The 14,506-nt window shown below is 64.4% G+C and carries 14 protein-coding genes and 2 pseudogenes; 1 reads left to right on the forward strand and 15 read right to left on the reverse strand.

Going from position 1 to position 14,506, the window contains the following annotated elements; all coding sequences use genetic code 11:
* Positions 1-47 precede the first annotated feature (47 nt).
* Positions 48-1,823, forward strand: coding sequence for a DUF262 domain-containing protein (locus Y694_RS14595; protein ID WP_081782251.1), 1,776 nt, complete (start codon positions 48-50; stop codon positions 1,821-1,823).
* Here the strand turns inward: Y694_RS14595 and Y694_RS14600 are convergent, their stop codons facing one another.
* The 15 genes and pseudogenes from Y694_RS14600 to Y694_RS14665 all read right to left on the reverse strand — a co-directional run bounded on the left by Y694_RS14600 (position 1,824) and on the right by Y694_RS14665 (position 14,450).
* Positions 1,824-2,339 (reverse strand): hypothetical protein, encoded by a 516-nt coding sequence (locus Y694_RS14600; RefSeq protein WP_036233741.1) that lies wholly within the window; start codon positions 2,337-2,339, stop codon positions 1,824-1,826. It abuts the gene before it with no gap.
* A gap of 4 nt (positions 2,340-2,343) precedes the next feature.
* Positions 2,344-2,835: pseudogene (locus tag Y694_RS27235) on the reverse strand (lysozyme); the annotation flags it as partial.
* The gene (locus Y694_RS14610; protein WP_036233743.1) at positions 2,832-3,059 is read right to left on the reverse strand and encodes a hypothetical protein; all 228 of its coding nucleotides are present in this window, start codon (positions 3,057-3,059) and stop codon (positions 2,832-2,834) included. The pseudogene Y694_RS27235 and the gene Y694_RS14610, both read right to left, overlap by 4 nt.
* Entirely contained in the window at positions 3,056-3,361 is a 306-nt protein-coding gene (locus Y694_RS14615) for a DUF6127 family protein (RefSeq protein WP_036233744.1), read from the reverse strand. The genes Y694_RS14610 and Y694_RS14615 overlap by 4 nt, the downstream gene beginning before the upstream one ends.
* A gap of 66 nt (positions 3,362-3,427) precedes the next feature.
* A complete protein-coding gene (locus tag Y694_RS14620) occupies positions 3,428-3,778 on the reverse strand; it encodes a DUF2793 domain-containing protein (protein WP_036233746.1) in 351 nt (116 codons plus the stop codon).
* A gap of 2 nt (positions 3,779-3,780) precedes the next feature.
* Positions 3,781-4,377 (reverse strand): hypothetical protein, encoded by a 597-nt coding sequence (locus tag Y694_RS14625; RefSeq protein WP_036233748.1) that lies wholly within the window; start codon positions 4,375-4,377, stop codon positions 3,781-3,783.
* Positions 4,377-6,650 (reverse strand): phage tail protein, encoded by a 2,274-nt coding sequence (locus Y694_RS14630; protein ID WP_036233750.1) that lies wholly within the window; start codon positions 6,648-6,650, stop codon positions 4,377-4,379. Before Y694_RS14630 ends, Y694_RS14625 begins: the two co-directional genes overlap by 1 nt.
* Positions 6,650-6,856 (reverse strand): hypothetical protein, encoded by a 207-nt coding sequence (locus Y694_RS14635; RefSeq protein ID WP_036233752.1) that lies wholly within the window; start codon positions 6,854-6,856, stop codon positions 6,650-6,652. Before Y694_RS14635 ends, Y694_RS14630 begins: the two co-directional genes overlap by 1 nt.
* A gap of 241 nt (positions 6,857-7,097) precedes the next feature.
* A complete protein-coding gene (locus Y694_RS14640; protein WP_036233754.1) occupies positions 7,098-7,886 on the reverse strand; it encodes a DUF2163 domain-containing protein in 789 nt (262 codons plus the stop codon).
* Positions 7,887-7,891: 5 nt separating this feature from the next.
* Positions 7,892-9,465: pseudogene (locus Y694_RS14645) on the reverse strand (hypothetical protein).
* Positions 9,462-10,520 carry a hypothetical protein gene (locus Y694_RS14650; protein ID WP_036233757.1) on the reverse strand — a complete coding sequence of 353 codons (1,059 nt, stop codon included), beginning with the start codon at positions 10,518-10,520 and terminating at the stop codon, positions 9,462-9,464. Before Y694_RS14650 ends, Y694_RS14645 begins: the two are co-directional and overlap by 4 nt.
* Before the next feature lie 5 nt (positions 10,521-10,525).
* Complete coding sequence (locus Y694_RS14655) at positions 10,526-13,231, reverse strand: tail protein (protein WP_036233760.1); 2,706 nt, start codon at positions 13,229-13,231, stop codon at positions 10,526-10,528.
* The gene (locus Y694_RS14660; RefSeq protein ID WP_036233762.1) at positions 13,231-13,872 is read right to left on the reverse strand and encodes a DUF6441 family protein; all 642 of its coding nucleotides are present in this window, start codon (positions 13,870-13,872) and stop codon (positions 13,231-13,233) included. The genes Y694_RS14655 and Y694_RS14660 overlap by 1 nt, the downstream gene beginning before the upstream one ends.
* Before the next feature lie 3 nt (positions 13,873-13,875).
* Entirely contained in the window at positions 13,876-14,031 is a 156-nt protein-coding gene (locus tag Y694_RS24890) for a hypothetical protein (protein ID WP_009521710.1), read from the reverse strand.
* Between the two features lie 29 nt (positions 14,032-14,060).
* A complete protein-coding gene (locus tag Y694_RS14665) occupies positions 14,061-14,450 on the reverse strand; it encodes a DUF6631 family protein (protein WP_036233764.1) in 390 nt (129 codons plus the stop codon).
* Positions 14,451-14,506 lie beyond the last annotated feature (56 nt).

Genomic DNA, 14,506 nt, shown 5'->3' on the forward strand with positions numbered 1-14,506 from the left:
TTTTCGGTCGGCGTCAACATCGAGGAAGCTTCAGGGAGTGCTTCTACATCGTCCCGGACTACCAGCGCGAGTACGTCTGGACGGACAAGGAAGTGCATCAGCTGCTGGAGGACATCGGCGAGCAGATCGATGCGAGCACCACGCGGGAATACTTCATCGGCACCGTGCTGGTGTCGCCGACCGATCAGAAGAACCACTACGAGGTGATCGACGGCCAGCAGCGCCTGACCACCTTCTTCCTGCTGCTGTGTGCCCTGAAGCATCTGTTCCAGGGCGAACCGCAGCGGCAGATGATTGCCGGGCTGATCTCGACCAGCTACGTGGACAGCGACGGCGAGGTGTGCACCACCCTGAAGCTGGAGCCGCGTTACGAGAGCGCGGGCGAAGTGATGGCCAAGCTCGTGGAGCTGGACGCCGAACCGATGGCCGTGCGCGCAGGCATCCAGGCTTCGGGCATCGCCAGCTTTGGCTCGCTGGAGAATCTGGTCAATGCCTACAGCACGCTGTATCGCTACCTGAAGGACAACTACGACGACACGGCCAAGCTGAAGAAGTATTGGGGCTATCTGGCCAACAACGTGGTGTTCATCCAGATCTCCACCGATGTCAGCAGCGCGCTGAAGATTTTCGAGACCATCAACGAGCGCGGCGTGGGCCTGAACCCGATGGACTTGCTCAAGAACCTGCTGTTCACGCAGGTCAAGCAAACGCAGTTCACCCAGCTCAAGGACGAGTGGAAGAAGATCACCAAGCCGCTGGAGAAGGAGAAGGAAAAGCCGCTGCGCTTCCTGCGCTACTTCCTGATGGCCAACTACGTCATCAAGAACGAACGCGGCGATGCGGTGGTGCGCGAGGACGAGATCTACGACTGGTTCATCGCCAAGGGCAACGCGGCGCTGTGCGATTACGAGGGCAAGCCCTTCGAGTTCGTTCGCAAGGTGATCCGCAACGTCGAGCACTACCTGGCCTTTGCCAACGGGCTGGGCAATGACGGCAAGCCTAGTCTGGCGATGGACAGCCTGAAGCGGCTGGCCGGTGGTGCATTCAGCTTGCACTACGTCTTGCTGCTGGCGGCGGCGAACTTTCCGAAACCGCTGTTCGATCACTTCGTGGCGCAGCTGGAGAGCTTCCTCTTCTACTACATCTTCACCAAGACGCCGACCAAGGATCTGGAACGCAGCTTCTCGCAATGGGCCGATGAGCTGCGTGCAATCGCCGAGGCCAGCGATCCGGTGAAGCAGAAGGTTCAGCTCAACGCATTCGTCGCCGACCGCTTCGAGAAGAACATGGCGGGCAAGTCGCAGGAGCTGGCCGACGCCCTCAAGCGCTTCACGCTGCATTCGATGCAGCAGTACCGCACACGCTACTTGCTCGCGCGACTGACCCAGCACGTAGAGATGTCGTTCAACGGGCTGAAGGTACCAGGTAGCTTGGAGCCCTTCACCAAGCTGGAAATCGAACACATCCTGCCCGACAACCCGAAGGCGGAACTGCGTGCGACGTGGGCGGCAGAGAACCCGAACGCGGTCTACGACGACTACAAGAATCGCCTCGGCAATCTGACTTTGCTGGAGAAGCCGATCAACATCGTCGCGGGGAACGACTTCTACGCGGCCAAGCAGGTCGAGTATGGCAAGAGCGGCAACTACCTGACCCGCAGTCTGGTGGCGCTGACCGACGTCGGACAGAACACATCGATTTCCCGGATCAACACCAAGCTGGCGGCTTTTCCTGCGTGGAATGCCGCATCCATCGAAAAGCGCCATGGGCTGCTCATCACGCTGGCGCAGGAAGTCTGGAAAACGACGACCATCGACGTCTGATCACGGCGCGGGTGAAGGGGTTTGCTTTGCCGCCCCCATCTCGCTGACCCACGCCTGCAACGCCCTCAGTTGCTCGGCGTTCTCGTGGCAGATCTGGTAGTTGGCGGCGACGGTTCCGGCGACGGCAGAGAGCGCAATGCCTGCGGCGGCCGCATCAGCATCTCGGGCGGGTTCGGGCAACTCACCGGCGGCGGCAGCGTCGTGCAGGCGCACAAAGCCACGGTTGATAGTGCAAGCGGCATCGACTTGAACGGGCACATAGACGGGAACCTCCTTGAAGATGGTGTCGCCCTTCTCGCGGATGACGCGGACGCGGTCGACGTACTGGGTGACAACCTTGACGGTGGCTTGCGCCTGCCGCTCGCGGGCAGCGGCGGCTTGAAGGGTTTGTTGCTGGATGGCGGCGTCCCATTGCGCTTGAACGTGGCTCGCACCCTTGATCCAGCCAAAGCCAACCAGGGCGACGCCGAGCGCCGCGAGGGCCAGCAGCCGGTACGGCCACGGAATCAGGGTCACGACGCTCCCCGATGCACTGCCGGTATTCGGCTTCTCGCCGTGTAGCCAGCCCACCACATAGCCGCGCGTTGGTGGGCAGCGCGCAGTCTTTTCCCTGGAAGAAGCGCCAGCGCAGCAGCTCGGCACAGGCTCCCGCGTAGTCCTCGGCGTTGAGTTTCCTGACCAGCGTGGACTGGCAGAACGCGCGGCTGCCGACGTTGTAGGAAAAGCTCACCAGGGCGTCGTACTCGTGCTGGGCCAGCGGCACGGTTACGCATTGTTTGAGCGCACCCTCAAACTGCTGCACATCGGTGAGCGCTCGAGCCAGCGCCTTCGGCGGCGTGGTGGTGTCGCCGATCTTCACCCCGGTGGTGGTGCCGAACCCGATGGTCGGCACATCTCCCTTGACCGGAATCACCGCGCGGTCGGTGTAGCCCTCGTGCAGCACGATGCCGACCAGCGCGGCAGCGGACAGCGTCAACGCGGCAACGGTGCGTCTTTGCGGCGGCCGGATCATCGGTGCATCTCCGGCTGTGCCACGATGCGGGCCACGGTCGCGCCGATGCTGGCGGCGAAGGCCAGCAGCACGAATGCGCCACGCGGCAGCACGTCGCCCAACAGCGGCACCACCACTTCCGCCGCCGTGAAAGCAGTGGCCAGTAGCGAGAAGCGGATGCTCCAGGCCTGTCGCATTACGCGCCGCCAGTCGTCCAAAAGGCAGATCTTCGGCTTGGCGGTCATTGCACGCCTCCCATCAGCTTCAACTTGATGGCGGCCCCCACCAGCAGCGCGGCCAGGATGCCGGTGGTCACGACCTTGACGGTGGTCTGCCACGCCGTTCTGCGGGCATCGCGCCACGCTTCCAGCAAATCGCGCAGTTCGCGGATGTCCTTCGCAGCACTGCCGTTCTCCAGCCCGAGATGGGCAAGGCAGCGCTCGGCTCCGCGTTCAGCGGCACGGTCGAGCAGTTCGTCGAAGTCCTCGCGGCGCAGCAGAAGCATGTTTTCTACGAGCGTGGCCGGTTGTTGTTCTGGTTCAGTCATTGCGGGTCTCCAGAAAAGCAAAACCCGCCTCGCAGGCGGGTTGCTGATGGGTCAGAAAAAGTGAGTTCAGATGGCGATGCCTGCGCTCCAGCCGGTGGACTTGTAGGCCGAGAGCTTGGCCTCGTCCTCGATGTAGCAAAGCCAGCCGATCTTGGGCGCGTGGTACTCCCAGGCATCGGCAATTCGCACAGCGATCTGGTTGGTTTTGCCTGCCCACGCGCCCGTGGCGGCAGCAGGCACGATGTAGCGGTCGCCGTTCGCGGGGCTGACCGGTGGCGTGGCCAGGTCACGGTCTTTCACGGACAGGCCGACCACTGCGCCGAGGCGCTTGAGGTTGGCATCCATGCCGGTGTCCCAGCCGCTCTCGCCGAGCGTCCAGCCGTAATTGAGTCCAAGGTTCGGGTCGGTCGATGACATGCTTATCTCCAGAGGGGGGCGGCTTGCCGGATACGCCTGACGGCTTCCTGGTCGCCGGTTCGGTGGCTTTGCTGCGGGTGTTGTCGCCAATGCCGCCCAACGATGGGCAGGTACAGCACGCCGCCGCGCTTGGCTACGAGCAGGGTCAGCAGCCAGTCGGCGAAGTTGTTGAGGTCGGTGGTTTCCTTGAGTACGGCTTCGACGACGGATCGACGCATCACGATCAGGCCGTGCACGTGGCTGGCGCTGTTGGCGTGCTGCCAACGGCTGTAGGCCAGACGCCGCACCGCGATGTCCTGGCCGCTTTCGTCGGTCAGTGCTTCGTCGGTGTAGGCCATCACGGCTCGCGGGCAGGCATCCAGTGCATCAGCCAACTGCGTGAAGGCATTGGCTTCGTACAGATCGTCGGGATCGACAAAGGACACCAGCGGCAAGGTGCCTTGTGCATAGCCTTCTGCGCGTGCCTCACCGATACGGCCTGGAATGCCGGGCAGAACGTGCAACTGGATCGGCGCACCTTCAAGACTGGCGATGCAGGCCTCACGCCATTCGACAGGCTCGTTCAGGGTGAGTAGATGAGCATCAATCCGCGGCTCCATCACACACCTCCCCAATACTGTCCCCAGCGCAGGCCGTAGCCCGCGCGATCCATGACCCGCACCTGCGGCTGCCAGTTGCTCAAACCATCGCGCTCGGCACTGATCTCCACCGTGATGCGGTCACCCAGCGCACCGGCATCCAGCGCGGCCACGGCTGATGTCCAGACGTAGGTGGTGCCAAGCAGTCCCGTTTCCGTGTGCACCAGCACGTTGTTGCGATTGCGGATACGCAGCGTGTAGGTCACACCCAGTTCTGGCCCGATGTCGCCTTCGTCTTGCTGCACGAGGTAGGCGGTCTGCTGCGTGCGGTCGCGGTGGGCCCACGCGATGGTGAGATCACCGGTCACCACGGCAGGCTCGGTCTGGCCATTGAGACGGATGCGACCAGGCGGATACGGCAATGCCTGCCGACCGGCCAGCACCAGCGGCTGACCATTGGCGGCCAGCACAGGATCGCCCTGATCGGTCGACGTGCGAGGAATCGCGCCCACGAACACCGACTCGCCCGGGGCGCGCTCCGCACCTTCCGATGCCAGCCATTCACCTACCCCAATGAGGCGGGTTCCCGCCGTGTGCGAATGAGGTGTGGTGTCGAGCACGCCGCGTGCAAGGTCAACCGTGGCCGCAGTGGTATCGAAGTCCAGGACAGCGACGGCTTCGCGGATTTCACCGCTGCCATCGACCAGATAGGCGTAGTCGCCCACGGTCAGCCTTTCCGGCTGGCTGATGGCGGTCACCGGCACACCGATGGCATCGGCCTCACTGGCAGGCAAGGCCGCATCGAGCGTGAACAATGGCGCGTAGTCTTCGCTGGCCACACTGGCGATCTCGTCTGCGGACGCGCCGGTGGCGAGCTGCCAGTTCAGTTGCCCCACACCACCGGCAGCAACCAATGCACCGACTGCGGCATCGGTGTCGGTCAGGTAATCCAGCTCAGCACGCGACAAGGTGCGCGCCAGTTCCCAGTACGGAATCTCCACCGCCACGATCTGCGCGGGCGGCAGCGGCTCCAGCGTCGGCTCATCGATGATGGGCGGCGGCGGGGCGAGCACCGCGTTATCCAGCCCGAACACATCCTCCATCGCCTCGATGCGCCACTCAGATGACCCCAATGTGCCGGTATCGATGCCGGTCACGCGCACCACCATCTGGTCGATGCCCAAGCGCGGCCAGTTGAGCAGGAACACGTCACCGGGCAGCGGCGCGCGTTCCAGCGTGTCGCGTGCCACGGTCAGACTCATCCGGGCCAGGGGTGACCCCAAGGCACGCAGATCCCGCAGCGCCAGCCGTGCGGCCAGCGGCCCGTAGTTGACGCCCGGGTAGTCGCGGCGCTGATTTATCACGCCGCCTTGCAACTGGATCGCGGCGAGGTTTTCCACGGTGACGGTGGTGTCACCGCCGGTTTGCCAGTCGGTGTAGACCACGGTCAGCTCGTTGGGCAGCTCACCCCACTGAGCACGCTCGAAGCGTTCCAGCCGCACGATCTCGTCCGGCCCCAGTTGCGGCAGACTGTCGACCCAGTAGTCGTCGCGCAGCAGCTTGAGCTCGAACGTGCCTTGCTCCGGATCGGTATAGAGAATGCCGCCGATGTGGTCGATGACCTGGCCGATGAAACTCTCGATGGGCTGCTGGCGTGTCCAGATCAGATTCAGACCAAAGCCTTCATCCGACAGGGCCCACGCTGCATTCCAGAAGCTCCAGCCGATGCTGTCCTGCGGGTAGCCCATGCCCCAGTGCGGGTCGGTCAGGCATTGCACCAGGATGTGGGCCGGGTTCATGCCGACACTGATCTCGCGGCCCTGATCGTCATCCCAGGCCCGCACTTCGGCGTTCCACTCCATCCACGGAGAGTCGTGCCAGCCTGCCGTGAAGCGGCGCACGCGCACTGCCCACGGCTTGATGTAGGGATTGTTGGCGGCGAACAGAATCTGCCGCGCCACCAGTGACAGCACGCCCCGGAAGGCCGGAATAGCGCTGCCGATGCGCGCCATCAGATAGTCGTTGCGTCCCTGTCCAGGGTCACCAGGCAATACATCGATGTTGCCGACCACGCCACCTTCACGCTCGTCACCACCAAACAGCGTGGGCTTGTTGATACTGAGGGTGGTCAGGCCGTGTCCGCTGGACAGCGGCCCACGGTCGGCATCACCCCACGCGGTGCGGTCGCCCATCTGGATCTCCTGCACGGCATCGACCGGCCCTTGGCACAGCACCAGGTGCAATCCCATCCGGTAGCGGTAGCCGACGGTTTGTTTCTTGCTGCTGCCGCCCATCAGTCGTGCTCCCGCCGGATGCGCGCGTGCTCCACCACCCGCAAGGCCATCGCGTCGCCGGTAGCCAGCAAGGTGTCGGCAGCACAGCCGTCACGCAGAAAGGCGCGGAAGTCCAGGTCGTGACGGGCGAACCAGACGCGTGTGCCGTTCACGCACAGGCCCACGGCGCGCACATCGTCGATGGTGACGGTCACATCCGTGCTCATTTCTTGCCTCCTTTCTTGCGGATCGGATCGGCTGCGAGATCGCCGTACCAGACCACGTTGCACCGCGCAGCAGCACGGTGCCAAAGACGACGGGAATCGGGCGGCCTTCTTCTGCGGTGGGGGCATCGACGTCGGACAGCGATGCCGGTTTGGGCTCGGGTGGTTTCGGGGCGAGCGCGACCGAAACCAGCGCCGCCACCACGATGACGACGAGGTACCACATGGAAGTTCTCCGGAAGGGTCAGAACACGCCCGTCGAAAACGGGTTCTTGCTCGGGATGGCAGGAAAGCCGCCGTAGTTGTCGAGGTTGCCGAAGCGCTCGGCACAGGTGGTCGTGCTGTGATCGCAGCCGACGGTCAGCAACACTTCCGTGCCGGGCTCAAGGGCTGTTGGGTAAAGCAGTTCGACGCCGCTGCCGTAGTCGCTGATGATCATGTGGCGCGCACCCTCCGGCGTTTGCAGCCAGCCGCCGGCCAGGCCGCCGCTGACCTCACCCGGCACACCACCATCGAGCTCGACACTGCGGCCATACACCTCCAGGACGAAGGCGCTGGCTGTAATCGGCGACGCCCCGCAAGCAGTGGAATACAGAACGTGGGAGCACTTGCGGCTGTAGAGCTTGCGCAGGCCGATGCGCTTCAAACTGACTTGCGCGGACTCGCAGCGGATGCGGGCGGCGTCGGCGTCGATTTCGACCCCCAGCACCCGGCCCATCCAGCGCGTGCCCGACAGCCACCAGTAGTCGCCCCAGGTATCTCGTTGCCCGAGGCGCAAGGTAACCGAGGTGGTTTCGCCGGTCAGCGCGGTAGCCAGTAGATGGCGAACCAGCTCGCCATTGGGTGGCAGCTTCAGTTCCAGCGCCGACTTTGCGGCTTCGGCACCCAGTGCCAGTTCGTTACGCTCGATGGACAGGCTGGTGTACAGCGTGCCGTCGAGATCGACGTCGAACTCGTGCGGGGTCAGATAGAACTGCGCGCTGTTGCTGGCGAAGGCGTAAAGCTCGACTTCCAGCAATGGGTTCTGGCTCATCGTGCTTACTCTCCCTCGTAGGTTTGACGGTCATTGCCGCGTGGTTCGGGCAACTGGCGCGCGGTCAGGGTGATCTCCACCAGCGTCGGGCTGTGCCAATACAAGTCGATGGCGTCGTGGTCGAGGCGGCAGCGCACGAGCCGAATGACGCGGCTGCCTTCGGGCACCCAGTCGTCGAGGCCCGAGCGCAGCACCAGCACACCACCCTGATCCAGATGGCAGGTCGCCGTCAGGGCATATTGCTGATAGCCGTCCGGATGCACGATCAAGCAGGCGGCGGGACGATGCCAAAAATCCGAAATTCGCGCAGAGAGGTCTTTGCCATCCACACGCAGGAAGCCATCTTCGGGATCGGCCTCTGCGGTCACCCACAGGATCGGGGCCAAGCCATCGGGCAGCCAGAACGCTTCCAGGCGGCCTTGGGTGCGCCACAACCGCGCCCGCCAGATTTCGATTTCATCGAGTGAACTGGCCAGATAGCGCCGCTGCAAAGTCGTGGTCGCCCACGGATCGTCCCGGCGCACCCACGGATCTGCGGGCGAAAAATCCTGGCGGGTGATCGTCGCTTGCGCGACGGCCGTCGGATCGTCACGCCAGTTGCCATCGGGCCAGACTGGAATCTCGTCCAGCCACGGGTCATCCGAGCCATCCGTGTCCGGCATCTGCGCGGGCGTGATCGACGCCGTCACGCTGCCGCCCACTGTCCCCGGCACCCATTGGGTGAGATCCGCTGGATCGACGGCCTTGCCCCACACCAGCGGCATCACGCTACTACCAACGGCAGCCCTGCGGGCCAGAGGCTCGGCCAGCCACAGCAGATCGCTTTCCACATCGCTGAGTTGGGCAACTTGCCAGCCTCAGGCGCAATGATCAGTACCCAGCGCTCGTCGCTGTCCCAGCCCTGCACGCCGTCGTAGGTCAGCCGCAGTTCAGCGGCCGGTGGGCCAAAGCGCCGCCAGTCAGCCTCCGATACCGCAAGTGTCAGCGCGCCCTCCTCAGCGCCCTCGGTGAGGTGAACGGCGAACTGTGGCAGCGGCCACCACGCGGTCTGGCCCAGGTGATCGGCCAGCCAGTCGGCGACCAGCGCATCGGTCTGGCGAGCATTGCCCACCTTGTAGGTGAGCCAGCGCCGAGGAATGCGGCGGCCTGCCTGCCGGGATTCGTTGCCGCTGGCCAGCCGCGTGACGCTGGTCTGCCACTCCAGCCGTTCGACGAGGGGCTCCATCCAATCGTGGCGGAAGGCAAACACGCCGCGTTGTGCATCCGGCCAAGGCTGGTCGCCAAAGGCATCCATACCGGTGGCGACGATGGCGCTCGAGGCCGTGTCTCGGCGCAGCACTTCGACCAGAAAGATCGGTGCATCGATGGGTGGCCAGGGGCCTGCCAAGGATTCCGCCAGCAGACTGGCCGCCAGATTGGGAGGCAGCGGAGCCACAGCCGTTTCCGGCGTGAAGCGGGCTGCGCTCGCCCCAAAGGTGGCGCGCGAGAGCACCTCACTCTGGAAGGCGGGCAGTTCGCTTCCCGGCGTCGGCTTGCTGGAAACCTCCGCGAGGTCTTGAACGACGACGCGCTCGGTCATGCCGACTCCACGCCGAACTCAGCGGCATTGAAAGCGGCCTCCGTCCACTGCACGTTGCCGTTCGGGTTGCGCTCAAACAGCGTGCTTTGCCAGGCCAGTTGCTCCTGCAAGACGATGTCGGTGCTGACGGCGCTCTGCGCACCACTGACCACGAGGCCTTTGACCTTGCCCAGACCGGCATCGGTCTTGCGCGCCAGCATGGTCAGTTGCACGCCGTAGATGGCGGGCGTGGCCATGACCGGCAGCGGCTCGACATCGAAGGACTGACGCAGCCCCACTGCGGACGCACTGATTGCCGTGGCCTCGTCCTCGTCGCTCACGGCCTCCCAGGCTGCGGTACCAACCGGACTGGCCGTCCACTGGTTCAGGCTGCCATCGGCCTGCGCCTGCAAGGCATCGACGCGCACGTCGCCCAGAAAGGTGTTGTTGATCGTGCCGCTGGTGTCGGCGATGTACAAGTCGTCGACGTCGATGGTGAGTGGACAGCTCTGACCGGGCACCGCGCCCACGAATGCCGTAAGCAGTTGGCCACCGCCCTGGATGGTGTTCTGCGCCGTCATCTGGATGGCCAGGATGCCGTTGATGCGCACCGACAGAATGCCGTTGCTGGTGCCCTGCGTGACCTGCAGCTCGATGTAGTGCCAGCCGCGCGCGGGAGCACTTGCCACCGAGGTCGAGATCAGCTGGTCGTAGCCGTATTGCCAGCGGTAGAGCTTGAGCCGACCGTCCTCGCCGATTTTCACGAGATGCGCGACCTGCGAGTTGGCATCACGCACGCCGAGCAGCAAGGGTTCGGTGTAGGTGTTTTCGAACGGCACCACGCGGATGGCGGCACCGACGATCAGGCTGGTCTTGGTGGCGTCGAGATTCTTGACGTAGCCGCCACCGGAACCTTCCGGCAAGCGCAGGGCATAGGAGGACGGGCGACGGCCATTGATGCGGGTAGCCTGCGGCGACAGATACGCCGCCTTGCCGCGCGCCAGCCACGGATCGCCAAAGCTGTCCACGGCCTGCGGGTCGTAGTGATCGAAACCGTCGATAAACAGAAGTGCCATGAGATTTACCCTTGCAGCGCCGCACGGATGGCCCGTGCATTGCGCCCGATGATGTTGACGATGACTTTCTCCCCGGCAGGCGACTGCAGGTGGTCGTGCGTCACGCCCGGATCGACCGCATTGACGATGCGCACCGCCTGATTCATCTGCGGCTGCGCGGGCGGCACTTTCACTTCCGGCACAAGCCCGCCCGCTGCGAAGGCCAATTCGCCGCCCTTGAAACGTGGGCCTGCCGACAAGCCGTTGAGCGAGTCGAGGAAGGCCACGCCAACCTGGCGCACGGCGGCCGCCCGCACGACGTATTCGCCTGCCGACAGGCGTGCCGGGATCGAGTCCGACGTGGCGCTGCCCGCCCCGGAGACCAAGCCGCCACCCGCGAACTTCTTGATGCCACCCAAGAGCGCCATCACAGCGGCGACCATCGCCACCATCGCGGCAATGGCCAGCCCCGGGCCGACAATAGGAATCGAGGCCTGCGACGCTGCTGCCCCGGCTCCCGCCTTGGCCGCATCCATCGACACCACGGCAGTGGTTTCAGTGGTCTTTTGCGCGACCTTGGCGGCGCTGGCCGCCGCATCGACGGTTTGCTCCTGCTGGATGAAACCGAGCTTGAGGGCCAGCATCCGCGCCTGCATGGCGATCCACTGCTGGAACGGCTGGATCACGATTTGCTGCAGGAAGGCATCGGCCACCTGCTGAAAGATGCTGGCCAAGGCACTGCGCCAGGTCTGCGCGCCGGTGATCATCCCGTTGAGCGCACCGCCGAAGCTCTCACCGATGCGGTTCCACAGCGGAGCCATTTCATCGACCGTGAGCCTGGTGCGATCCAGCTCATTGCGCCACGCCTGCACGCGAATCACCGCATCCGGCCCGATGGCCTGTGCGGCTTGCTGCATGGTCGGCAACAGGCGCTCCATCTCGGTGGCCGATTGCTGTTGCAGGGCCACGATCTGCTGGCGAGCCTGTGCCTCGGTCAGCAATCCAGCCTGCTGCTGGGTCTGGATGGCTTCCTGCGCATTGCGCAGACGCTCGGTGACCAGCCGCCATTGGGCTTCCAGGGCCGCCAGGTTGGCCTGCGCGGCCTTCACGTTGATCAGCCGGTCAACGAGCGACACCCCGTCCGCATCGCTTTCCGCCGCCAGTCGCGCCCGTAGATCACGGTAGCTGCGGGCAATAGCCGCTTGGCGGTCGGTGTCGGTCGCCGCGCCGGTGATCTGGGCCAGTTCTTCGCGCGCTTGCGCCAAGGCGTCGGCCAGTTCACGCTCGGCTTGTGCCGCCTTGCGCGCGTTGGCTTGCTCGATGTCCGTGCGCCGGTTGTTGAGCGTAATGAGGTCGGCTTCCGCTTTGGCCACTTCAGCCTTGGCGCGCAGGCGGTCGTTTTCTGACTTGCCCGTGGTGGCGACTTGCTGACTGCGCGCCAACTCCTGCTGCTTTCGGGCAATCTCGGCATCGACCTCGCGTTGCTCGATGGCCGTCTTCTGCGCGTAGTAGTCGCGCACAGAGACCAGACGGTCTTCGAGTGCTGCATCCAGCGCAGTTTGCTGCCGCGCCAGTCCGTCCTTGAGCAGCGTGAACTCGGCGTCCAGCTGTGCTTTCATCAGCGTGGTCTGCGCGCCAGTGGTGTCCTGCGCAGCCGCACCCGATTTGGGTCTGGTCAGGCGCTGCAGCAGTTCCGGATCGGCCTGGATCTTGGGTGCCTTGACCTCGATGGGCTTGGGGTCGAACAGGCTGTCGCGAAAGGACGCCAACTCATCCAGCCGGTTGACCAGATTGCCTTTGAGGTCGGCAATGATGGCCTTGGCCCCATCGGTGTTGCCCTTGAGCGCTTCGACCGCCGCCGCGACACCGGCACCAATGGCCTCGCCCAAGGCGACGAAGGCCTTTCCAACCGTGGCGGCACCGAGCGCCAGGGTCTTGAGCACCAGCACCACGCCATCCAGGATCATGCGTAGTGTGCCGCCTTGCTTGGCCGACTCGACCATGCCACCGGCCATGTCGTTCAGGGCGGGCAGCAAGGAGGCGATGATCTGGTTGCCGATGCTCTGGGTGGCCAGTTTCAGCTTGTCGATCGCATCGTTGAAGTTGCCTGCCTGTGCTGCAGTCTCACTGCTCATCTGCACGCCGAGCGCCTGCATCTCGGCAGCCAGCTCGTTGATGCCGTCGCGCCCCTGATTCAGAAACGGGATCAGCTCCGCTCCTGACTTGCCGAACAGTTGCACGGCCAGCGCAGTCTTCTCCGCGCCATCGGGCATGGCCTTGAAGCGCTCGGCCAGATCCAGTAGCACCTGATCGGTGGCACGCAGGGTGCCGTCCTGGTTCTTGAACTCGACGCCCACCGCAGAAAATCCGCGAGCGGCATCTTCCGACCCGGTCGCGGCTTCCAGCATCGTGGTGGACAGCTTGCGCAGGCCCTTCTCGAAGGACTCGCCGGAGACGCCTGACTGCTCGGCTGCCGGTTTCCATACCGACAGGGTTTCGACACTGACACCGACACGCTGCGACATCTCGTCCAGCGCGTCGCCAGTGTCGATGGCCGATTTCACCATCGCGGTCAGACCCGCAACCGACACAGCCACACCAAGGTTGGCCAGCACGCCATTGACGCTCTTGGCGGTATCGGTGAGGCCGCCCAAGCCCCGCTTGATCGAGTCGAAGGCTGTCTTGGTCTGGTCGACGGCGCTGATCAGGATTTGGGCACGATTGCTTGCCATCAGACTTTGTCCAGTTCTTGTTGAATCGCTCGCGCCAAGGCAGGTAGTGCGCGTTGCACGCCACCCGCCAGATACAGTCGTCGTTTGAGATCGACGTGCTTGACCAGCACGGCGATGGGAATTTCCTGGCCGCGCTTAATCTGTTTTGCGCCAGTCCGGGCACGCTCGGCACGCTTGAAGCGGTTGAGCTGCCCGGCGTTCTCTTTGATGTTCTCGGCCATCAGCAGCACGCGACCGTTCTTCTCGATGAAGAAGGCATTGCCCGTGCGCATCAGGCCGTCGATGACCGCCTTGAAGCGCTTGGGGCCGATGCGCCCGGGCAGCAGCGGTATCAGCAAATTGCCGCTCACCGTGCCGCCTTTTTCGTGCAGGCCGAGCCACGGAATCTTGCTACCCACTAGCAAGGCGGGCAGTTGCTCCGACTTCTTGTCGAACACCTTCACGCCCATCGAGGAGATGAAGCTGTTGCGTTTGACGGTGAAGGCGCTGCGCATCTCGGATCGCGCGGCGTCACGCACTTCACGCCCGCCCGATTGCATGCCCTTGGCGACGGCAGCGTGGATGGCACGACGCCGCTCCGCACCCCACGCCGCCAGCTGGCGCGGGTCCAGCAGACCGGTCGTGGTGAGCGAGAGACGCATGGGTTAGTCCTTGAGCAGATCGCGTTGCAGTTGTTCGATGCCACGCTTCTCGCCCTGTGCTGCCACGGCATGAATGCCGAGCAGCTGGGCCAGTTGCTGCCGCTCGATCTGTCCGTCGGCGTCCAGAAAGGCTTGGGCCTGCGTGAGCGTGTAGGCCATCACCTCATCCAGCCGGTGCCCGGCGCGGATCAGGCGGGCGACGGCGCAGTCCCAAGGTTGCGGATCAGCGGGGCCAGCTTGTCTGCCGAGCGCTGGATGCCCGGCACCACCCGGCCCACGAAAAAACCTGCGTTGACCTCGAACACGGCGGCGGCCAGTTGCACTGCGTCGTCCAGCGGCAGATCGTTGATCCACGCGCGCTCGCGCCGGGTGGTGATCGCCAGCAGATCAAGCATTGAATCACCGTGCTGGCCCAGCAGCGCCAGCCAGTCGGGATCGGCGCTCAGCTCGGACGCCAGCGGGCGCATCACGGCCAACAGCCGTGGCAATTCGCCCAGCCGGATCGGCGTCAGTTCCAGTGCGCCGCCGGACAGCGTCACCACCACCGGCGATGGCGGAAAGGTGTTGAACGCGTCCATCACAGCAGCACCAGACGGCCGAACTGACCGAGATCACTGTTGACGCCGACCGAAAA

Source organism: Methylibium sp. T29-B, from assembly GCF_000576225.1.
GTDB lineage: Bacteria > Pseudomonadota > Gammaproteobacteria > Burkholderiales > Burkholderiaceae_C > Methylibium > Methylibium petroleiphilum.